Genomic DNA, 19,879 nt, shown 5'->3' with positions numbered 1-19,879 from the left:
ACCGCCCCGCACCCACCGCACCGGCGGCGGGGCGCGCCGTGCCGCTCAGGGCGCCTCCCGCGCCCCGAAGGCCGCCGCGTCCCACGTGCCGTCCAGCCGGGGCGCCAGCCATCCCGGCGCCGTGGACCGGAAGGCGGCGGGCGGGAGGGCGCCCGCCCCGGCGGGGACGGCGCCGAGCAGCGGGGCGCCGGTCACCTCCGGGAGGTCCGCGAGGTTGCAGCGCGCGGCGAGGTCCGGGGCGCCGGGCCAGCTGCCGATCACCGCACCGGGCAGCTCCAGACCGCGGGAGCGCAGTTCACGCGCGGTCAGCTCCGTGGTGTTGAGCGTGCCGAGGCCCGCCGCCGTCACCAGCAGCACCGGGGCGCCCAGCAGGGCGGCGACGTCCGCCAGCGTCCCGCCGTCCGCGTCGAAGCGGACGAGCAGCCCGCCCGCCCCCTCGACCAGCACCAGGTCGTGCTCGGTGGCCAGCTTGTCCGCGGCCTCGGCCACCTCCGCCGGGCGCACCGGCGCCCGTCCGGCCCGGCGCGCGGCCGTACCGGGCGCCAACGGTTCCGGATAGCGGGCCACTTCGGCCGCCGTCACGGGCCCCGCGAGGCGCGCCACCTCCCGCGCGTCCCCCGGCTCGTCCGGCCCCACGCCCGTCTGCGCGGCCTTCAGCACCGCCACGGACCGGCCGGCCGCCAGCGCCGTCGCGGCGACGGCGGCCGTCACGACCGTCTTGCCGATCTCCGTGCCCGTGCCCGTGATCACCAGTACCGGCATGTCATCCCTCCCCTGCCGCCGCGCACACCGCGCGGGCGATGCGGGCCACGTCCGCGTCGCCCGTGACGTACGGCGGCATGGTGTAGACCAGGTCGCGGAACGGCCGCAGCCACACGCCCTCGCGCACGGCCGCCGCCGTCGCCGCCCGCATGTCGACGGCGTGGTCGAGCTGCACCACGCCGATCGCGCCCAGCACCCGTACGTCCGTCACGCCCGGCAGCTCGGCCGCGGCGGCCAGACCGTCGCGCAGGCCGGCCTCGATCCGCTTGACCTCCGCGAGCCAGTCCTGGCCGAGCAGCAGCCCGATCGACGCGCACGCCACGGCCGCCGCCAGCGGATTGCCCATGAACGTCGGCCCGTGGGCCAGTACCGGCACCTCGCCGCGCGAGATGCCGTCGGCCACCTCCGACGTGCACAAGGTGGCCGCCATCGTCAGATAGCCGCCGGTCAGCGCCTTGCCGACGCACATCACGTCCGGCGTCACCGCGGCGTGCTCCGCCGCGAACAGCGCGCCGGTACGTCCGAAGCCGGTCGCGATCTCGTCGAACACCAGGAGCACGCCGTGCGCGTCGCACGCCTCCCGCAGCACCCGCAGGTACGCGGGGGAGTGGAACCGCATCCCGCCGGCGCCCTGCACCACCGGCTCGACGATCACCGCGGCCAGTTCCTCGGCGTGCCGCTCGATCGTCGACCGCAGATGGTCGGCGTACGTCTCGTCGTACTCGGCAGGTGGTGCGTCGGCGAAGACCTGGCGCGGCAGGGCACCCGACCACAGCTCGTGCATCCCGCCCTCGGGGTCGCACACCGACATGGGCTGCCAGGTGTCGCCGTGGTAGCCGCCACGCCAGGTCAGCAGGCGGCGCTTGCCGGGGCGGCCCAGCGAACGCCAGTACTGGAGGCACATCTTGACCGCGACCTCGACGGACACCGACCCGGAGTCGGCGAGGAAGACGTGCTCAAGTCCATCTGGCGACATATCGACAAGGAGCTTCGCCAGCCGGACGGCGGGCTCGTGGGTGAGCCCGCCGAACATCACGTGGCTCATCCGCTCCAACTGCTCGCGGGCGGCCTCGTTCAGCACCGGGTGGTTGTAGCCGTGGATCGCCGACCACCAGGAAGACATCCCGTCCACCAGCTCCGCCGAGCCGTCCGCGGGACGCAGCCGCACCCCGCTCGCCGACTCCACGACGAGCGGGTCCTGCCGCCCCGGCATGGGGCCGTACGGGTGCCAGACGTGCCGCCGGTCGAGCGCCAGCAGCTCGTCCACCGTCAGCGCGGGCTCAGGCATTGGGCGCGAGATCCGTTCCTGCGCCGCGGCGGCGTACGGCCACCAGATCCGTCCGGGGCTCCTCGGTCCGGGCCGCCGGCGCCGGAGCGCAGACCTCGCCGTCGGCGTGCGACCCGCAGCCCCCGCCTTCCTCGCCGTCCCCGTGCGATCCGCAGCCGCCACCCGCGTGGGATCCGCAACCGCCGCCCGCGGCCGCGGCCCGGTGCTCCGGCAGGGTCACCCGGTCGGCGCCCTCCACCTCGAAGCCGGCGTCCGCGATCATCTCCAGGTCGGCGTGGCCGGCCTGGCCCTCGCTGGTGAGGTAGTCGCCGAGGAAGATGGAGTTGGCCAGGTTCAGGGCCAGCGGCTGCATCGTGCGCAGGTGGACCTCGCGCCCGCCGGCGATGCGCACCTCGACGTCCGGGCAGACGAACCGGGTCATCGCCAGGATGCGCAGGCAGCGCTGCGGCGTGAGGTGCCACTCCTTGGCCAGCGGCGTGCCCTCCATCGGGATCAGGAAGTTCACCGGCACCGAGTCCGGGTCCAGCTCGCGCAGCGAGAAGACCACGTCGACCAGGTCCTCGTCGCTCTCGCCCATGCCCGCGATGAGACCCGAACAGGCGGACAGCCCGGCCGCGTGCGCCTTGCGCACCGTGTCCACCCGGTCGGCGTACGTGTGCGTGGTCGTGATGTCCCCGTACGTCGCCTCGGACGTGTTGAGGTTGTGGTTGTAGGCGTCGGCGCCCGCCTCCCGCAGCCGCTCCGCCTGACCGTCGGAGAGCAGCCCCAGACAGGCGCACACCTCGACGGCCCCGTCCTGCTCCTTGATGGCCCGGATGGTGTCCGAGACCCGGTCCACGTCCCTGTCGGTCGGGCCGCGTCCGCTGGCCACCAGGCACACCCGCTTGGCGCCCCCGGACACCCCCGCCGCGGCGGCCGCGGAGGCCTGGTCGGGCTTGAGCCAGGTGTACTTGAGGATCTCCGCCTTGGAGCCCAGCCGCTGCGAGCAGTAGGAGCAGTCCTCGGGGCACAGGCCCGACTTGAGGTTGACGAGGTAGTTGAGTTTCACCCGTCGGCCGAACCAGTGCCGGCGCACCTTGCCGGCCGCGGCCACCACATCGAGCAGGTCGTCGTCGGAAGTGGCGAGGACGGCCAGCGCTTCCTCGCGGGTCGGCGACTCGCGCCGAAGCCCCTTGTCCACCAGCGTGTTCAGCAGATCCATGAGAGCCGATCCTGTCCTAAGGGGCCGCCCGGGGCCAAGGAGAGTTTGCACAACACTGACAGATCGACGTGTGGGTATTGCCACACCTCGCGGGGGTGGCGGTGCCGCTAGTGTCTGTCCATTGCCTACAAATTCCCGGAGGACCGACTCATGGTGTTCGGCTGGATCGACGAGCAGGCCCGGGCGCGCCACGAGGCGGGACTCGTACGGATTCTGCGCCCCCGTCCGGCCGATTCGCCGCTGCTGGACCTGGCGAGCAACGACTACCTCGGACTGGCCCGGCACCCGGAGATCACCGAGGGCGCGGCCCGGGCGGCGCGCACCTGGGGCGGCGGTGCGACCGGTTCCCGGCTGGTGACCGGCACGACCGAACTGCACGCCGAACTCGAACGCGAACTGGCCGGTTTCTGCGGCTTCGAGGCCGCGCTCGTGTTCTCCTCCGGTTACGCGGCCAACCTCGCCGCGGTCACCGCCCTGGCGCCGCACGGCAGCCTGGTCGTCTCCGACGCGGGCAACCACGCCTCGCTGATCGACGGCTGCCGACTGGCCCGCGGCACGACCCAGGTCGTGGCGCACGCCGAACCGGACGCCGTGCGCAAGGCGCTGGCGACGCACGACGGGCCCGCCGTGGCCGTCTCCGACACGGTCTTCTCGGTCGACGGCGACGCCGCGCCCCTGGCCGCCCTCGCCGGCGCGTGCCGGGAGCACGGCGCCGGTCTGGTCGTGGACGACGCGCACGGACTGGGGGTGCTCGGCGACGGCGGCCGGGGCGCCCCGTACGCGGCGGGCCTCGCGGGCCGGGCGGACGTCGTCGCCACGGTCACGCTGTCCAAGTCGCTGGGCAGCCAGGGAGGCGCGGTGCTGGGCCCGGCCAGGGTGATCGGCCACCTGGTCAACGCCGCCCGGACGTTCATCTTCGACACCGGCCTCGCCCCCGCCGCGACCGGCGCGGCGCTGGCGGCGCTGACCCTGCTGCGCCGCGAGCCGGAACGCGCGGCGCGGGCCCGCGCCGTCGCCGCCGAACTGCACGCGCGTCTGACCGCCTCGGGTCTTCAGGCGGTACGTCCGGACGCCGCGGTGGTCTCGGTGCGCGCGCCCTCCCCGGAGGGGGCCGTGCGGTGGGTAGCCGACTGCCGCGCGGCCGGCCTGTCCGTGGGCTGTTTCCGTCCTCCTTCCGTGCCGGACGGCGTCTCACGGCTCAGGCTGACCGCTCGGGCGGACCTCTCCGGGGAACAGATCGAACGCGCGGTGCGGGTGATCGGTGAGACGCGACCATGAGTCGGCGTGACACGGCCGTGCGTCGTCGGACGTCTCGTGGGGTGGTCAGTCCCGGTGGACCCCGGCGGTGAAGGACGTCCAGCTCTCGGGGGAGAAGAGCAGGGCGGCCCCGGCGGGGTTCTTGGAGTCGCGCACCGCGAGCAGTCCGGCCCAGCGGCCGGCCGACGGCCGGGCCGTCTCCACGCAGTTGTTCGCGCCGGTGCTGTAGCTGCTGCGCAGCCACCGGACGCCGGTCAGATCGGTGCCGGCAGGGATGTTCCGGGGAAGTTCGGACATGGAGCCTGACATGGTGCCTCCTTACGCGCCTGCCGCGGTCGCGGCGATGAAGTCCAACGAGTCCTCGGGCGAAAGGGCATGGATCAGAAGGGCGTTGAAGGCCTCGGTATAGGCCTCTAGGTCTTCTTTCCGTTCGAGGTGCAGGCTACTCGTCAAGTGGTCGAGAACAACCACGTCCAGATCAGAAGTGCTCGAAAAGGAGAAGATTACGAAAGGGCCGGTGACGCCGATGTGCGCCCCGGCGGCAAACGGCAATACCTGGAGCCGGACATGGGGCAGACGCGCCGCCTCCACCAGCCGCTCCAGCTGACGGGCCATCACCCCGGGGCCGCCCACCTGCCGGCGCAGCACCGCCTCGTCCAGCACCGCGCTCAGCTCCAGCGGCGGCTCGCCGCGCAGCACGTCCTGCCGGGCCAGCCTGACCTCGACCAGCGTGTCCAGTCGTTCCTCCGGCATGCCGTCCACGGCGGCCCGCGTCACCTCGCGGGCGTACTCCGGTGTCTGGAGGAGGCCCGGGACCACCGTGGTCTCCAGCGTGCGCATCGCACCGGCCTGGGACTCCAGGCTGATGAAGTCGCGATAGGTGGGCGGCAGCACCCCGCGGTAGGCGTGCCACCAGTGGTGCCGGCCGCTCGCGTCGTCGGAGCGCGCCAGCATCACCAGCAGCCCGCGCAGCTGGTCGTCGTCCACGCCGTAGGCGTCGAGCAGTAACCGCACGTCGGCCGGTTTCGCCCCGCTCGTCCCGGTCTCGATGCGGCTGACCTTCGACTGGTGCCAGCCCACCAGCCGGGCCGCCTCCCCGCTGGTGATACCCGCCGCCGTGCGCAGGGCGCGCAGTTCCGCGCCCAACTTCCTGCGGCGCACTACCGGACCGTGCTGCATGGGCCACTCCCTTACTCCTTATGGGCCGCCCAAATCCGCTCTGCCGTCGCAGAGTTCACCGCTTCGAGCGACAGATATATGCATATCTTGGTGGATCGCCGTCCTTCACGGGCCGGGTGATGGCAGTCTGGCGGCGAAGCACCAGTCCGGGACCGTACTCGAACCATCCGCTCCGTGTCGGACCACGGTCCCGTGAGAAAGGGACGACGTCGCCATGGCAGATCATCTGGAAGCATCCGTCACTCTGCCGAGCGATCCCGCCTCGGTGGCCGCCGCGCGCACCTATGTGGTCGGCACGCTGGTGGAGTGGGGCCTGCCGGCGGACGCCGACGTGTCCGACACGGTCCGGCTCATCGTCTCCGAACTGGCGACCAACGCGGTCCAGCACACGCTCGGGCAGTCGCCCACCTTCACGGTGGACCTCGTCCTCGACTGTGACGAGCGGCTGCGCATCGGCGTCACCGACAGCCATCCGCGTTTCCCCAAGCGCCTGCCCGCCGCCGTGCAGCAGGACAACGGCCGCGGCATGGTGATCATCCGCTGGCTGACGGCCGAATGCGGCGGCAAGCTGCGGGTCCGCCCCACGCGGGAGGGCGGCAAGACCGTCTCCATCGAACTGCCCTGGGTCGCCCCCGGCCCGCCGGCCGCCTCCGAGGGGGTGACGGCGGGGCAGAACGCCGTCATCCCCCTCGGGAGAGCTACTCGACCCCGGGCTGTCTGACCCCGTCCCACTCGACCCCGGGCCACCTGACCCCCCAGGGGCTATTTGACCCGGCCGTACCAGACACTCCCGGTCCAGATCTTCTGCAGGCGCACCACGTCCCCGGTCTTAGGGGCGTGCCAGAGCTTGCCCTTCCCGGCGTAGATGCCGACGTGGTAGACGCTGCGGCCCGAGTGGAAGAAGACCAGGTCTCCCACCTTGCGCTTCTTGGCCGAGATGTGACGGGTCTTGTTGTACTGCTGGGCCGCTGTGCGCGGCAGCTTCTTGCCGGCCTTCTTGAACGAGTACAGCGTCAGGCCGGAGCAGTCGAACCTGCGGGGCCCGACGGCACCCCACCTGTAGGGGGAACCTTTCTTGGAGGCCGCGATCTTGAGGGCTTTCGTCGCATGACTCGCCGCGGCCGCCTCCGAGGCGAAACCGGGGACCACGACGGAGCCGCCTACCGCGGCGAGAGTGAGGGCCGAGGCCGTACCGGCACGAGCCATCAGGGACGGGACACGATTGAGCGCGGACATGCGCAACCCTTCGTCAGCCGCCTGTGAAGGATGACCTGTCGGATTCGGGCTGGCGAAGTTGCCCGGCCGCACGAGTGCGGCTTCACCCCAAGGGCTGCTCGGTCCGGCGCCTCTCCCAACGGAGGCGACCGTTCCTGCGACCCGTCGTGCTCGGGTCCTCCACTCCTGCCGATCCACTTCCCTCGCGACCGGTCGTCCGGGCGGCGGCAGGACTCGGCGTCCGCCCGGACCGCCCCGCCGCTGCGGCGGGGGCTTGTCGTCAGTCACGGATCTTGTCTCGCCGGAGGGAGAATTCCCAACGGAACGTGCCTTTTGTGTTGTTACCCACCACCCACCCGTTCGGGTGGACGCCCCTGTGTTCGAGCCATGGTCGCAGGCGGTGATGACCCCGGGACCAGCGGCGTAGCGGTGAGCGCGGCCGTCCGGACAGGAGGGCCGCGCAACCCGGACCGGTCGTGAACAGGGTGTGTTCCTACGCCGAAAGGCGGTACGTCTTTTGGTCCGTTTCGAACCCGGTCCACTCAACTCTCGGAACCCGGCGGAAGACTGAGGCGTCCCGTCCGCCGCTCGCCGTCCAGCACGCGCAGGGCCCGGGCGAGGGTGGGCGCGTGCAGTTCCCTCTCGCCCCGCGCGTGCATCAGTTCCAGCGCGTCGCGCAGGGCCGCGGCCTTGCCGACCAGCGCCTGGGCGGCCCGCAGTCCCCGGTAGGTGTCGCCGTGCCGCGCGGGGTTGATGCGCCCGAGCAGGTCGACGACGTCCAGGTAGCGGTCGATCAGTTCCGCCTCGGCGCGGGTCAGGGCGGGCAGGGGCGGCAGTTCCGGTGGCAACATCGGCCGTTCACCGGGTGCCGGGCGTCGCGGGCGAGGCGGAGCGGCCGGACACGATCCGGTCCACCAGCCCGTACTCCACGGCCTGTTGGGCGTCCAGGACGGTGTCCCGCTCGATGTCCTCGGTCACCTGCGCCGGACTACGGCCCGTGTGCCGTACAAGGATCTCCTCCAGGCGGGCGCGGATCCGGGTCAACTCCTCGGCCTGGATGACCAGGTCGCTGGCCTGCCCCTCCACGGGTTCGGTGAGCAAGGGCTGACGGAGCACCACCCGCGCTCCGGGCAGCATCGCGCGCTTGCCCGGCGTGCCCGCCGCCAGCAGCAGCGCGGCGGACGTGCCGGCCTGTCCGAGGCAGGTCGTCTCCACGTCGCAGGCGACGTAGCGCATCGTGTCGTAGATCGCCGTCATGGCCGTGAACGAGCCGCCGGGAGAGTTGATGTAGAGGGCGATGTCCCGGTCCGGGGCCTGGTGCTCCAGGTACATGAACTGCGCCATCACGTCGTTCGCGGAAGTCTCGTCGACCGGTGTCCCGAGGAAGACGATCCGCTCCTCCAGCAGCTTCGAGTACGGGTCCGTCGTCCGGGCTCCGACGCTCGTGCGCTCGGTGAACTCGGGCAGGACGTGGCGGACGGACGGTCGGGTCATGGCGAACCCCTCCTTGTGGCGGAGCCCTCTGCGGCTGCACTGGCTCCGTATAAAATGTACAGGACGTACATTGTGAGGGGTGGGAATCGCGTGACCCCGCGATCACTTCCCGTTCGGCGGCTCGTGCAGCCCGAAGAGGGAGCCCTGGTCGTCCCGGCACAGCTTGAAGCGGCCGAACCGGGCCACCGACTCCGCGTCCTCCTCACCTTCCTCGCCGAGATCCTCGATGGAACCGCCCAGCTCCCGCACCCGGGCCACGGCGGCGTCCAGGCCGTCGACCCGGAAGAACAGGTACGGGGAGGCGCCCGGGTCACCGCCGTGCATGCCGCCCGGCAGCCCGGCGGTGCCGATGGAGAACCCGCGCCCTGTGGGGCCCGCTTCGAGGGTCCAGCCGAACAGGGTGCCGTAGAAGGCCCGCCCACGCTCGGGGTCCGCCACGCCGATCTCGAAGAACGACGGTTCGACTGTCATGGGGTACCTCCCGCGGGACGTGGCCATGGGTCGATGGGTCGCCCCGGTCCCCATCGTCCACCCGGCCCAGCGGCGGCGCAGCCGGTCCGCGCGGGGTGAACCGTAAGCTGGGGACATGGCCTACGAGATTCCGGTGACGCAAGCCAGGGCTGAGCTCGCCGACCTGATCAACCGGGTGGTGTACGGCGGCGAACGCGTCGTCGTGACGCGGCACGGCAAGCCTCTCGTCGCCCTCGTCTCCGCCGCCGACCTGGAGCGCCTGGAGGACCCCGGGGAGCCGTCGGAGGGCCAGGTGATCACCTCGGTCACCGGGGTCCGCGACACGGCCGCCCCCACACCCCGCGAACACCACCGCTTCGGCATCGCGGCGGAGCACAGGGGACCGAACCCGACCTAGCGGTCCGCCGCCCGAGCGCGCCGGCGCCGGGCGGGCAGGAGTGGGTCTTGTGGCGGAGAAGCGCCGCGCGCGAGGCGTGAAGCTCAACCATCCCGAGGTCGTCGTCGCGCTGATCACCGCGCACATCCTCGAAGGCGCCCGGGACGGGCGTACCGTCGGCGAACTCATGTCCTCCGGGCGCAAGGTGCTCCAGCGCGACGAGGTCACGGAGGGCGTCCCCGAGATGATCCACGACGTGCAGGTCGAGGCCACCTTCCCGTCCAGGCCGGCTCCCACTACCACTTCGCCGAGGCGAACCCCGGTCTCGAGTTCGACCGCACCGCCGCGCACGGCACCCGGCTGAACATCGCGGCCGGCACCGCCGTCCGGTTCGAGCCCGACATCCCCGTCGGCGTCGAACTGGTGCCCCTCGCGGGGGCCCGCGTCGTCGTGGGTCTGCGTGGCGCGACCGGAGGTGCACTCGATGCCTGAGCTGTCCCGCGGCGCCTACGCAGACCTGTTCGGCCCACCACCGGCGACCGCGTCCGCCTCGCCGACACCGACCTCCTCGTCGAGATCGAGGAGGACCGCGCGGGCGGCCCTGGCCGCTCCGGTGACGAGGCCGTCTTCGGCGGCGGCAAGGTGCCGCGCGAGTCCATGGGGGACTGGGGCGTCACCCCCGCCGTCATCTCCGCCAACCTGGAGGCCGTGGAGGACCTGGAGGACGAGGTCGGGCCGCTCGACCTGGTCCTCGTGGAGTCCGGCGGGGACAACCTCACCGCCACCTTCTCCAAGGGGCTCGTCGACGCCCAGATCTTCGTGATCGACGTGGCCGGCGGCGACGACATCCCGCGCAAGGGCGGGCCCGGCGTCGCCACCGCCGACCTGCTGATCGTCAACAAGACCGACCTCGCGCCCCACGTCGGCTCCGACCTCGCGCGGATGGCCGCCGACGCCAAGGCGCAGCGCGGTGAACTTCCCGTCGTCCTGCAGTCGCTGCGCGGCGAGGACGGGGTCCGCGAGGTCGCCGACCGGGTACGGGGGCGGATCGCCGCGTGGACCGCGTGACCAGCCCGGGCGGTGTGCGGGCGAGGGCCCGGGTCCTCGCCCGCGGCGACGGACGCGGCGGCACCGCCCTGCCCGTGCTGGAGGGCGAGGGGCCGCTCGCGGTGCGGCGGACCCGGGGGAGCGGTGCCGAGGCCCGGGTGATGCTGGTCGGGGCGATGAGCGGGCCGCTCGGCGGCGACCACTTCACGGTGACGGCCGAGGCGGCCCGGGGCGCCCGGCTGCGGGTCGGCTCGGCCGCCGCCACCCTCGCCCTGCCGGGGCAGGACAAGGCCGGCTTCCGCTACGACGTCCGGCTCACCGTCGGCGACGACGCCGAACTGCGCTGGCTGCCCGAGCAGCTGATCTCCGCGCACGGCAGCGACCTGTGCGTCGGTACACGCGTCGACCTCGCCGCCGGAGCCCGGCTGCTGCTGCGCGAGGAGCAGGTGCTCGGTCGGGCCGGGGAGGAACCGGGCTGTCCCACCAGCCGTCTGACGGCACGGATCGAGGGCCGCTGCGTCCTCGACCAGGAGCTGGCCTGCGGGCCCGGCGCCCCGGGTGGCTGGGACGGGCCCGCGGGGCTCGCCGGACACCGTGCCGTCGGCCAGCTGGTCGTCGTACGGCCCGGGTTCGCGACGGAGCCGCCGGCCGCCCGGGTGTTCGAGGAGGGCGCGGCCGTCATGCCGCTGGCCGATCCCGCCGCGGCTGCGGCGGCTGCTGGACGGGGCGTTGGCCTCGCTGGGGCGCGACCAGCGAACGCCTTTCTCCGTTTATCGGATTGGCAAAGAAGTAGTACTTAGTCTGTTCTCAGCCGACGCACAGCCGCGAGGATCCCCGTACTTGTCGCGAACACGTACGGGGAGGACCACTTGAGCAGGAGCAGAATGCGGCGGAGGGCGACGGCCTTCGGCTCGGCCGGAGCGCTGGTCACCGCCACGCTCATAGCCGGCGCCGTCACGGCACCCACCGCGAGCGCCGCACCGGCGTCCGGGCAGCCCACCGCGCACGGCTGGGACCGCGAGGCCCGCGGTGCCGTCATCGCGGCCGCCCGCGCCGCGCGCGCCGGGGTCGACTGGCAGGACTGCCCCGCCGACTGGAACCTCCCCAAGCCGATCCAGTGCGGCTACGTCAAGGTGCCGCTCGACTACGCCAAACCGTCCGGCAAGCAGATCAGGATCGCCGTCGACCGCATCGGCAACACCGGCACGAAGAGCGAGCGCCAGGGCGCCCTCCTCTACAACCCCGGCGGCCCGGGCGGCTCCGGACTGCGCTTCCCGGCCCGCGTCACCGGCAAGAGCGCGGTGTGGGCCAAGACGGCCAAGGCCTACGACTTCGTGGGCTTCGACCCGCGCGGCGTCGGCAAGTCCGCGCCGATCTCCTGCGTCGACCCGCAGGAGTTCGTCAAGGCGCCCAAGATGGACCCCGTGCCCGGCTCCGAGGCCGACAAGCTCGCCCAGCGCAAGCTCGCCCGGGAGTACGCCGACGGCTGCTTCGAACGCAGCGGCGAGATGCTTCCGCACATGACCACGCCGAACACCGCCCGCGACCTCGACGTCGTCCGGGCCGCCCTCGGCGAGAAGAAGCTCAACTTCCTCGGCATCTCCTACGGCACCTACCTCGGCGCCGTCTACGGCACCCTCTTCCCCGGCCACGTGCGCCGCATGGTCGTCGACAGCGTCGTCAACCCCTCCCGCGAGAAGATCTGGTACCAGGCCAACCTGGACCAGGACGTCGCCTTCGAGCAGCGCTGGAAGGACTGGCAGGACTGGGTCGCGAAGAACGACGCCACCTTCCACCTCGGTGACACCCGCGCCGAGGTCCAGGAGCAGTGGCTGAAGCTGCGCGCCACCGCCGCGAAGGAACCCCTCGGCGGCGTCGTCGGCCCGGCCGAGCTGATCTCCTTCTTCCAGAGCGCCCCGTACTACGACTCCGCGTGGGTGCCCATCGCGACCGTCTTCAGCAAGTACGTCGCCGGTGACCCCCAGGCCCTCGTCGACGCCGCCGCGCCGGACCTCTCCGACACCGCGGGCAACGCCTCGGCGGAGAACGGCAACGCCGTCTACACGGCCGTCGAGTGCGCCGACGCCCAGTGGCCCACCGACTGGCGCACCTGGGACACCGACAACACCGAGCTGCACCGCGACCACCCGTTCATGACCTGGGCCAACGCCTGGATGAACCTGCCCTGCGCCACCTGGCCGGTCAAGCAGCGGACCCCGGTGGACGTGAAGACGGGCAAGGGCCTCCCGCCCGTGCTGATCGTCCAGTCCGAACGGGACGCGGCCACCCCGTACGGCGGCGCCGTCGAACTGCACAAGCGGTTCAAGGGATCCCGCCTCATCACCGAGCGGGACGCCGGATCGCACGGCGTCACCGGGCTGGTCAACCCGTGCGTCAACGACCGGGTCGACACCTATCTGCTCACCGGCAAGGTGGACGCCAAGGACGTGACCTGCGCCCCGCACGCCACGCCCAAGCCCTGACCCTCGCGGCAGGCAATGAGGGGCGGCCGGTCCGACCGGCCGCCCCCTCCGGCCGTGCTCAGCCCTGGCGCGCCGCGAACCAGGCGTCCTCCGCCGCGTAGTCGAAGAGGTCGCCGTACGCCCGGAACATCTTGGGGTACGCCTCCCGCCAGTCGCGTCCGGCCAGCCGCTCCTCGATGAAGGCGACCGTCTCCGCCAGGTTGTCGGCGTACCGGCCCACCGGGCGGTAGCCCAACTGGCGTTCCGCCTCGCTCATGTCGCACACGACGGGCGCGGACACGGACCACGGCGTGTCACCCACGGTCTCAGCGGGCGGCGGCCCGTCCACCAGGACGTCCTCGGCCTCCACGCCCATCACGCCGTCGACGGCCGCCGCGATCTCCGCCACCGTCGGCGCGTCCGGGTCGACCGCGTTCAGGACGCGGGTGCCCGGCCGGGGCGCGGCCAGCCGGATCAGCTCGGCGATGTTGTGCACACTCGCCGGGTGGAAGCGGCTCGCGCCCCCGTACGCGAGTACGCGCCGGTGCCTGCCGTCGAGGTTGCGCTTGACGAAGTACAGCTCGCGCGGGGTCCGGCAGTACGGACCGTGGACCGCGCCCGCGCGCAGCAGGGTCGCGGGCAACCGGTCGCCCGCCGCGAGGAGTTCACGCTCCAGCGCCGCCTTCCCGGTGCTGTACGAGGTGTCGCCCGGCTCGATGGTGCGCTGCGCCTCCGTGAGCGGCACCGGGTAGTGCGGGAAGCCGTCGGGCTCGGTCTGGGTGTCGAAGTTCCGGCCCGTGTCGTCCTCGTAGACCGAGACGCTGGAGACGACCACGGCCGAGCCGACCCGCCCGGCGAGTGAGACCAACTGCCGTGCGTGCCTCGCATCGAAGGCCACCGTGTCCACCAGGACGTCACAGCCCTCGCCGACCGCCGCCGACAGCGCCGCGTCGTCCTCCCGGTCGGCCCGCACCACCCGTACGTCATCCGGCCACCGCGCGTCCCGGTCGCCGCCCCGCGAGACGGCCGCCACCTCCCAGCCGTCCCGGGCCAGCGCCCCCACGGCTATGCGCCCGATCTGCCCCGTCGCCCCGATCACCACTGCACGTGTCATACGCCGACCGTAGGCGCGCCTCCTGCCAACGGCCACGACCTTCTGCCGACAGCAGACGACCTGCCCCAGGCGCTGTCCTCAACAGGGCCTAGCGGTGCGGCAGGCGGGGGAACCGGCGTCCCTGCGCCGCCTTCTCCGCCTCCTCGGCCTTCACGTCCGCGGCGTACCGGTCGACGTACTCCTGCCCGGACAGCGACAGGATCGCGTACATGATCTCGTCGGTGGCGGCTCGCAGCACGGCCTTCTCGCCCTCCATGCCCGCGTAGCGGGAGAAGTCCAGGGGCTCGCCGAAGCGGATCACCACCGGGTGCAGCTTGGGGATCTTCCGGCCCGGTGGCTGTGCCTCGAACGTGCCGATCATCGCGCAGGGCACGACCGGCACCCCCGCCCTGAGCGCCATCACCGCGACGCCGACCTTGCCCTTGTACAGCCGCCCGTTGTGCGAGCGGGTGCCCTCCGGGTAGATGCCGAGCAGCTCGTCCTTGCCCAGCACGCCCAGTCCCTCGCGGATCGCGGCCTGCCCCGCCTCCTTGCCGGTGCGGTCGACGGGAATCTGCCCGGCGCTGCGGAAGAAGAACGCGGTCAGCCTGCCCTTGAGACCCGGGCCGGTGAAGTACTCGGCCTTGGCGAGGAAGGTGATGCGGCGTCTGAGCACCGCGGGCATCAGGAAGTGGTCCGAGAAGGAGAGGTGATTGCCCGCCACGATGGCCGCCCCCGACGCCGGTACGTGATCCAGTCCCTCGATCCGGGGCCGGAAGACCAGCCTCAGCAGCGGGCCCAGCAGTACGTATTTGAGCACGTAGTAGAACACGGTGTGTCTCACTCTCCTGCTGGGCACGGTCAGGCACGGCACGGCTCCGTGCCGGAGGTCCGCGTCCGGTGATCGATCGTAGCCCGGACCGCGCCGGTCCGGCCGGGACCGGTTCGGCCGCTCTTCGGTCAACTCGATTGACGCGGGGTGTCGCCTCCTCTGTGCTGTCCGGTAGCTGCAACGCGGGAGGCCGCGAACAGGGGAGGGCGGATGTCCGGTGGATCGGCACGGGCGGCCGAGCCGTCGTGGGCGGAGTTCGGGCGGCAGTTGCGCTCCCGGCGCAGGGCGGCCGGGCTCACCCAGCTACAGCTCGGCCTGCGAGTGGGCTACCACCACACCCTCGTCAGCAAACTCGAGGCCGGCCTGCGGGAGCCGCCGGTCGGCCTGGTTCGCAGGCTCGACGCGGTCCTGGAGACCGGGGGCGAGCTGGCCGCGATCGTCGCCGCGCCACGCGAGGTGCCGCACGGGCGGGGCCGGGTCCCCGTCGACCCCGCGCTGTTCACGCCGTTGCCCGGGGCGGACACCGAGGGGCAGGGGGTGTTGGACCCCCGGCTGTGGCCGACTCGGCTGCCCGCCGAGGGGCTGGCGTGCCCGCTGCACGGCAACGCGGGGTGCGTGGTGCCCGACCAGGGCGAGTTACCGGCGCTGCTGAACTGGCCCGGGCTGCCCGGCGGGTCCGGACCGCCGGACGCCGAGACCGAGTTGCTGCACGGGCTCACCGCCGTCCTCGCCGGCCTGATCCGCGAGGCCTTTCAGCGCGAGGGCCGCGTGACCGCCGTCGAGGGACTGCTGCGGCTGGTGGCGGGCTGGGCCAACGCGGTCAACTCCACCGGCCGGCTGCCGTACGGGCAGCTCCGGCTCGCCGCGCAGTACGCCCAGGTCGCCGGGCGGCTGCGGATGGAGAGTGGCCAGAGCGCGGTCGCCATGGCCTGGTTCGGCCACGGACTGCGCTGGGCGGACGCCGTCCAGGACGCCTCGGCCCGCGCGACCCTGCTCAGCGACATGTGCACCCTGGTCCGGCTGGACGGGGACGCTTCGGCGATGCTCGGATACGCGGAGGGCATCGGCGCGGTGGACACGAGACGGCGGTGGATGGCCACGCTCTCGGATCTCTACCAGGCCCGCGGGCACGCCCTGGCAGGCGATGCCGTGCGGTGCCGCCGTCACATCACCCTGGCCCGGCGCAGGTTCGTCCGCCTCGACCGGCGTGACCTGCTGGATGCGCCCTGGCTGGCCGGAGCCGAGGGCGGGATGAGGGTCGACTCGGCGATCGGCGGAGCCCTGCGTGACCTTGCCGTGGCGACCAGTGACCGGCAGGCGGCGCGACGCGCGGTCGACGTCACCGCACGGTCGTGTGCGCAGGTGCCACCGCAGATGCGCGGCGCGCGGCTGCTGCTCACCCTGCGCCTGGCGGACAGCTGGGCGTGTGCGGGTGACCCGGGCGCGGCCGTCGCGCTGGCCTCGCCGGTGCTCGCGGAGGCCGTGCGTTCACGCGAGTCGATGATCACCGCGGAGCTGCGCGGACTGCACAGCCGGCTCACCGGGAAGTGGTCAGACCTGCCGGAGGTCAAGGAGTACCGGGAGCGGCTGCTGGGCGCGGGGGAGTGAGGGGCGCCGGTAGGTGAGGCGCCGCCCCGCCTCCACTTGCCGGATCTTGACAGGTCTGGACCATGCCCGCGGATCCGTTGCTTCCGGCGCGGCGTGGTGTGAGGGTTCCGCCAGCCCGCGACATGACATGCAACCGACATGACATGTAACCGTCAGTCGGTCGACGAGCGAGCGCGTCACCACACCCCAAGGACCGCGCGCGTTCCGCATGTTCACGGCCGGGCCGGCCCGACAGAGCCTCCCCACTCTCACAAGGAGCCATGATGCTCAGACAGACCGCGGTGGCCGGGACAGTCCTGGCCATGACACTCGCAGGGGTGGTGGTACCGGCCTCCCTCGCCTCGGCCTCGGAGCGGTCCGCACCCCCCGCGGCGCAGCCCACCCCCGTCGCGAGGGCCGTCGCCGCGGCCGACCAGGCCGTGCGCAGCGGCCTGGACGCCCTCGCCGGCGGCGGCCCCGACGAGCAGTACGACCGTCACCAGGTCACGCCCTGGGGCAAGGACCTGTTCTCCGTGGCCTACGAGCGCACCTATCACGGTGTGCCGGTGGTGGGCGGCGACGCCGTTGTCCTCGCCGACGGCAAGGGCAGGGTCCGTGCCGTCCAGTCGGCCACCGAGGCCGCGATCGCGGTACCCACCGAGGCGGCGATCAAGGTCGAGCAGGCGGTGAGGACCAGTCGCAAGCGGCTCGCCTCGGTCGACGAGGTCGACTCCAAGCGGCTCGTGGTCCGCGTCAAGGACGACGTCCAGACCCTCGCCTGGGAGACCGTGCTCGTCGGCACGACCAAGCAGAACGAGCCCAGCCGGCTGCACGTCTTCGTGGACGCGAGCAACGGCAAGGTCGTCGACAGCTACGACGACGTGCGCGCGGGCACGGGCCACAGCGAGTGGAACGGCCCCAGCCCGCTGACCATCGACACCTCCCGCTCGGGCAGTAGCTACGTGCTGCGCGACACCACCCGACCCGGCCTGCAGTGTTCGGACTACAACGGGGGCCTCTTCACCGGATCGGACGACGACTGGGGCACCGGCAACGCATCCAGCCGGGAGACCGGCTGCGTGGACGTCATGTTCGCGGCGCAGAAGCAGTCGGACATGCTCCGGGAGTGGCTCGGCCGCAATGGTCACAACGGCAACGGCGGCAGCTGGCCGGTGCGCGTCGGGCTCAACCAGCTCAACGCCTACTGGGACGGCTCCACGGTCACCATCGGCCACAACAGCGCCGGCAAGTGGATCGCCGGCATGGACGTGGTCGCCCACGAGTTCGGCCACGGCCTGGACAGCTACACCCCCGGCGGCGCCAACCACGAGAGCGGTCTGGGCGAAGCCACTGGCGACATCATGGGCGCCTTGACCGAGGCCTACACCGACCAGCCGGTCCCGTACGACACCCCCGACTACACCGTTGGCGAGGAGATCGACCTCCAGGGCCGCGGCCCGATCCGCAACATGTACAACCCGCGGCAGGTCAGCAACCACCCCAACTGCTACTCCTCCTCCATCCCGAACACCGAGGAGCACGCCGCCGCGGGGCCGATGAACCACTGGTTCTACCTCTTGGCCGAGGGCTCCAGTCCCGGTGGCGGCAAGCCCTCGAGCCCCACCTGCGACGGCAGTCAGGTGACCGGCGTCGGCGTCCAGAACGCCGGCAAGATCTTCTATGGCGGGATGCTGCTCAAGACCAGCGGCATGACCTACAAGCGGTACCGCACCGCCACCCTCACCGTTGCGAAGAACCTGGACGCCTCCTGCGACCTGTTCGACGCCACCAAGGCGGCCTGGAACGCCATCGACGTCCCGGCCCAGGGCGGTGATCCGACCTGCACCGGGCAGCAGACCGACTTCTCGCTGGCGCTCAGCCCGGCCAATGGAAGTGTCGAGGCCGGCTCCGCGGTCAACGCCACGGTGAACACCACCACCGTCACCGGCAGCGCCCAGCAGGTGTCGCTGACCGCCTCCGGCGCCCCGCCCGGCGTGAGCGTCTCCTTCAGCCCCGCGACGGTCACCTCCGGCTCCAACTCGACCATGCGCGTCTCCACCACAGCCGGAACAGCCGCCGGGACGTACTCGCTCACGGTCAAGGGCACGGCGGGCAGCAAGAGCCACACCGCCCAGTACACCCTCACTGTGGACGGCGGCAACACACCGGGCAACCCGCCCGACGTCGACGTCTCCAACGTGCAGGCGCACCTGACGCAGTTCAACTCCATCGCCTCGCAGAACGGCGGCAACCGCCGGGCCACCGGCCCCGGATACGACGCCTCGCTCATGTACGTCAAGGGCAAGCTCCAGGCGGCCGGCTACACCGTCACCGAGCAGACCTGCACTTCAGGATGTACCGCCGGCGCGGGCAACAACCTGATCGCCGAGTGGCCGAAGGGTGACGCGAGCAGCGTCTACATGTTCGGCGCCCACCTCGACGGCGTATCCGCCGGCCCCGGTATCAACGACAACGGCTCCGGCTCCGCCGCGCTCCTGGAGACGGCGCTCACCCTGGCCCAGCAGAACCCGACCATGGAGAACCGCGTTCGCTTCGCCTGGTGGACCGACGAGGAGCAAGGCCTGAACGGCTCCGACTTCTACGCCCGGACCCTCTCCGCGACCGAGCGTGCCAGGATCAAGGCCTACTACAACTTCGACATGGTCGCCTCCGTCAACGGCGGCTACTTCATCAACAACCTGAACTCCGCGGCCTCCGCCCCGATGAGGGAGTACTGGACCTCCCTCGGCCTCGCCCCGCAGGAGAACGTCGAGGGCCAGGGCCGCTCCGACGACTACTCCTTCCAGCAGGTGGGCGTTTCCACCTCCGGCTACGCCACCGGCGCCTCGGCCAGGAAGTCGGCCGCCGAGGCCGCCAAGTGGGGCGGCACCGCGGGCCGTTCCTACGACCCGTGCTATCACTCCGCCTGCGACACCACGGCCAACATCAACGCCACCGCGCTGAACCGCAGCGCGGACGGCATCGCCTACACGATCTGGAAGACCTCTGTCGGCGACACACCCACCCCGACGGACGACTTCTCGATCTCCGCCAGCCCGTCCTCGGGCACCGTCGACCCCGGTTCCTCCACCACGGTCACCGTGAACACCGCCATCACCGGCGGCAACGCGCAGAACGTACGTCTGTCCGCGTCGGGTGCCCCGGCCGGTGTGAACGTGACCTTCACCCCGGACTCGGTCACCTCCGGCCAGTCCTCGACGGCCACCGTCGAGGTGGCCGCGGGCACGGTCGGCGGCACCTACACCCTGACCCTCACGGGCACGGGCACGGTCACCCACTCCACCACGTACACCCTCACCGTGTCCGGCGACGGCGGCGGCGAGACCACCTGGGAGCTGGGAGCCACCTACGCGGCCGGTGACGTGGTGACCTACAACGGCGTCCGCTACCGGTGCCTCCAGGGCCACACCGCCTACCCGGGCTGGGAGCCGCCGAACGTTCCCGCCCTGTGGCAGCGGATCTGACGCGCTTGTGACACGTTGACGAGGTGGGGGGGGGCGGGGGGCCCCCCCCCCCCACAACAACGGGGGGGAGTACGTATGCGGGGGGGCCCGGGGCCGCCCCCAATGCGCCGGCGCGGCCTGCGGGAGAGGC

General features: G+C 72.2%; 19 protein-coding genes, 3 pseudogenes and 1 riboswitch. Of the genes and pseudogenes, 11 read left to right on the top strand and 11 right to left on the bottom strand.

The window, feature by feature from the left end; translation table 11 throughout:
• Nucleotides 1-45: 45 nt before the first annotated feature.
• Genes bioD through bioB form a run of 3 tightly spaced genes read right to left on the bottom strand, consistent with a single transcriptional unit; the run spans nt 46 to nt 3,251 of the window.
• Nucleotides 46-762: a dethiobiotin synthase gene (bioD, locus tag ACFWR9_RS32965; RefSeq protein ID WP_383848546.1), complete on the bottom strand. Its 717-nt coding sequence runs from the start codon at nt 760-762 to the stop codon at nt 46-48.
• A gap of 1 nt (nt 763) precedes the next feature.
• Complete coding sequence (locus ACFWR9_RS32960) at nt 764-2,050, bottom strand: adenosylmethionine--8-amino-7-oxononanoate transaminase (RefSeq protein ID WP_383848543.1); 1,287 nt, start codon at nt 2,048-2,050, stop codon at nt 764-766.
• Nucleotides 2,043-3,251, bottom strand: a complete 1,209-nt coding sequence (gene bioB, locus ACFWR9_RS32955; RefSeq protein ID WP_383848541.1) for a biotin synthase BioB — start codon at nt 3,249-3,251, stop codon at nt 2,043-2,045. Before bioB ends, ACFWR9_RS32960 begins: the two co-directional genes overlap by 8 nt.
• Nucleotides 3,252-3,401: 150 nt before the next feature.
• Between bioB and ACFWR9_RS32950 the strand changes: the two genes are divergently transcribed.
• A complete protein-coding gene (locus ACFWR9_RS32950) occupies nt 3,402-4,529 on the top strand; it encodes an 8-amino-7-oxononanoate synthase (RefSeq protein ID WP_383848538.1) in 1,128 nt (375 codons plus the stop codon).
• 45 nt (nt 4,530-4,574) lie between these two features.
• Here the strand turns inward: ACFWR9_RS32950 and ACFWR9_RS32945 are convergent, their stop codons facing one another.
• Nucleotides 4,575-4,805, bottom strand: coding sequence for a DUF397 domain-containing protein (locus ACFWR9_RS32945; protein WP_383848580.1), 231 nt, complete (start codon nt 4,803-4,805; stop codon nt 4,575-4,577).
• Between the two features lie 21 nt (nt 4,806-4,826).
• Entirely contained in the window at nt 4,827-5,687 is an 861-nt protein-coding gene (locus tag ACFWR9_RS32940; RefSeq protein WP_383848535.1) for a helix-turn-helix domain-containing protein, read from the bottom strand.
• A gap of 214 nt (nt 5,688-5,901) precedes the next feature.
• Between ACFWR9_RS32940 and ACFWR9_RS32935 the strand changes: the two genes are divergently transcribed.
• Nucleotides 5,902-6,408, top strand: a complete 507-nt coding sequence (locus ACFWR9_RS32935; RefSeq protein ID WP_383848533.1) for an ATP-binding protein — start codon at nt 5,902-5,904, stop codon at nt 6,406-6,408.
• Between the two features lie 41 nt (nt 6,409-6,449).
• Here the strand turns inward: ACFWR9_RS32935 and ACFWR9_RS32930 are convergent, their stop codons facing one another.
• The 4 genes from ACFWR9_RS32930 to ACFWR9_RS32915 form a co-directional block, all read right to left on the bottom strand.
• Complete coding sequence (locus ACFWR9_RS32930) at nt 6,450-6,923, bottom strand: C40 family peptidase (protein ID WP_383848530.1); 474 nt, start codon at nt 6,921-6,923, stop codon at nt 6,450-6,452.
• A gap of 2 nt (nt 6,924-6,925) precedes the next feature.
• Nucleotides 6,926-7,060, bottom strand: a riboswitch (cyclic di-AMP (ydaO/yuaA leader).
• Between the two features lie 384 nt (nt 7,061-7,444).
• Nucleotides 7,445-7,753 (bottom strand): hypothetical protein, encoded by a 309-nt coding sequence (locus ACFWR9_RS32925; RefSeq protein ID WP_383848527.1) that lies wholly within the window; start codon nt 7,751-7,753, stop codon nt 7,445-7,447.
• 7 nt (nt 7,754-7,760) lie between these two features.
• The gene (locus tag ACFWR9_RS32920) at nt 7,761-8,396 is read right to left on the bottom strand and encodes an ATP-dependent Clp protease proteolytic subunit (protein ID WP_383848525.1); all 636 of its coding nucleotides are present in this window, start codon (nt 8,394-8,396) and stop codon (nt 7,761-7,763) included.
• A 102-nt stretch (nt 8,397-8,498) separates the two neighbouring features.
• Nucleotides 8,499-8,867 carry a VOC family protein gene (locus ACFWR9_RS32915; RefSeq protein WP_383848522.1) on the bottom strand — a complete coding sequence of 123 codons (369 nt, stop codon included), beginning with the start codon at nt 8,865-8,867 and terminating at the stop codon, nt 8,499-8,501.
• A gap of 115 nt (nt 8,868-8,982) precedes the next feature.
• On the opposite strand from ACFWR9_RS32915, the gene ACFWR9_RS32910 reads away from it, so the two are divergent.
• The 7 genes and pseudogenes from ACFWR9_RS32910 to ACFWR9_RS32880 all read left to right on the top strand — a co-directional run bounded on the left by ACFWR9_RS32910 (nt 8,983) and on the right by ACFWR9_RS32880 (nt 12,773).
• Nucleotides 8,983-9,264 (top strand): type II toxin-antitoxin system Phd/YefM family antitoxin, encoded by a 282-nt coding sequence (locus ACFWR9_RS32910; protein WP_383848520.1) that lies wholly within the window; start codon nt 8,983-8,985, stop codon nt 9,262-9,264.
• Between the two features lie 49 nt (nt 9,265-9,313).
• Nucleotides 9,314-9,607, top strand: a complete 294-nt coding sequence (gene ureA / locus ACFWR9_RS32905) for an urease subunit gamma (RefSeq protein WP_383848518.1) — start codon at nt 9,314-9,316, stop codon at nt 9,605-9,607.
• Nucleotides 9,520-9,735 (top strand): annotated as a pseudogene (locus tag ACFWR9_RS32900) (urease subunit beta); the annotation flags it as partial. The gene ureA and the pseudogene ACFWR9_RS32900, both read left to right, overlap by 88 nt.
• Before the next feature lie 45 nt (nt 9,736-9,780).
• Nucleotides 9,781-9,897, top strand: a pseudogene (locus ACFWR9_RS32895) (hypothetical protein); the annotation flags it as partial.
• A 33-nt stretch (nt 9,898-9,930) separates the two neighbouring features.
• Nucleotides 9,931-10,311, top strand: a pseudogene (locus tag ACFWR9_RS32890) (GTP-binding protein); the annotation flags it as partial.
• The gene (locus ACFWR9_RS32885) at nt 10,299-11,090 is read left to right on the top strand and encodes an urease accessory protein UreD (RefSeq protein WP_383848515.1); all 792 of its coding nucleotides are present in this window, start codon (nt 10,299-10,301) and stop codon (nt 11,088-11,090) included. The pseudogene ACFWR9_RS32890 and the gene ACFWR9_RS32885, both read left to right, overlap by 13 nt.
• Before the next feature lie 84 nt (nt 11,091-11,174).
• Nucleotides 11,175-12,773 (top strand): alpha/beta hydrolase, encoded by a 1,599-nt coding sequence (locus ACFWR9_RS32880; RefSeq protein ID WP_383848578.1) that lies wholly within the window; start codon nt 11,175-11,177, stop codon nt 12,771-12,773.
• A 58-nt stretch (nt 12,774-12,831) separates the two neighbouring features.
• Here the strand turns inward: ACFWR9_RS32880 and ACFWR9_RS32875 are convergent, their stop codons facing one another.
• Together ACFWR9_RS32875 and ACFWR9_RS32870 are read right to left on the bottom strand one after the other, a co-directional pair.
• Nucleotides 12,832-13,866, bottom strand: a complete 1,035-nt coding sequence (locus ACFWR9_RS32875; protein ID WP_383848513.1) for an NAD-dependent epimerase/dehydratase family protein — start codon at nt 13,864-13,866, stop codon at nt 12,832-12,834.
• Between the two features lie 88 nt (nt 13,867-13,954).
• A complete protein-coding gene (locus tag ACFWR9_RS32870; RefSeq protein WP_383848575.1) occupies nt 13,955-14,677 on the bottom strand; it encodes a lysophospholipid acyltransferase family protein in 723 nt (240 codons plus the stop codon).
• 210 nt (nt 14,678-14,887) lie between these two features.
• On the opposite strand from ACFWR9_RS32870, the gene ACFWR9_RS32865 reads away from it, so the two are divergent.
• A complete protein-coding gene (locus ACFWR9_RS32865; RefSeq protein ID WP_383848510.1) occupies nt 14,888-16,285 on the top strand; it encodes a multiprotein-bridging factor 1 family protein in 1,398 nt (465 codons plus the stop codon).
• Between the two features lie 263 nt (nt 16,286-16,548).
• The gene (locus tag ACFWR9_RS32860) at nt 16,549-19,749 is read left to right on the top strand and encodes a M20/M25/M40 family metallo-hydrolase (protein WP_383848572.1); all 3,201 of its coding nucleotides are present in this window, start codon (nt 16,549-16,551) and stop codon (nt 19,747-19,749) included.
• Nucleotides 19,750-19,879 lie beyond the last annotated feature (130 nt).

Origin of the sequence: Streptomyces sp. NPDC058534, from assembly GCF_042717365.1 — a bacterium.
Taxonomy (GTDB): Bacteria; Actinomycetota; Actinomycetes; order Streptomycetales; family Streptomycetaceae; genus Streptomyces.
The sequence above is the reverse complement of the archived record's forward strand: the minus strand, read 5'-3'. Positions and strand labels throughout refer to the sequence as shown.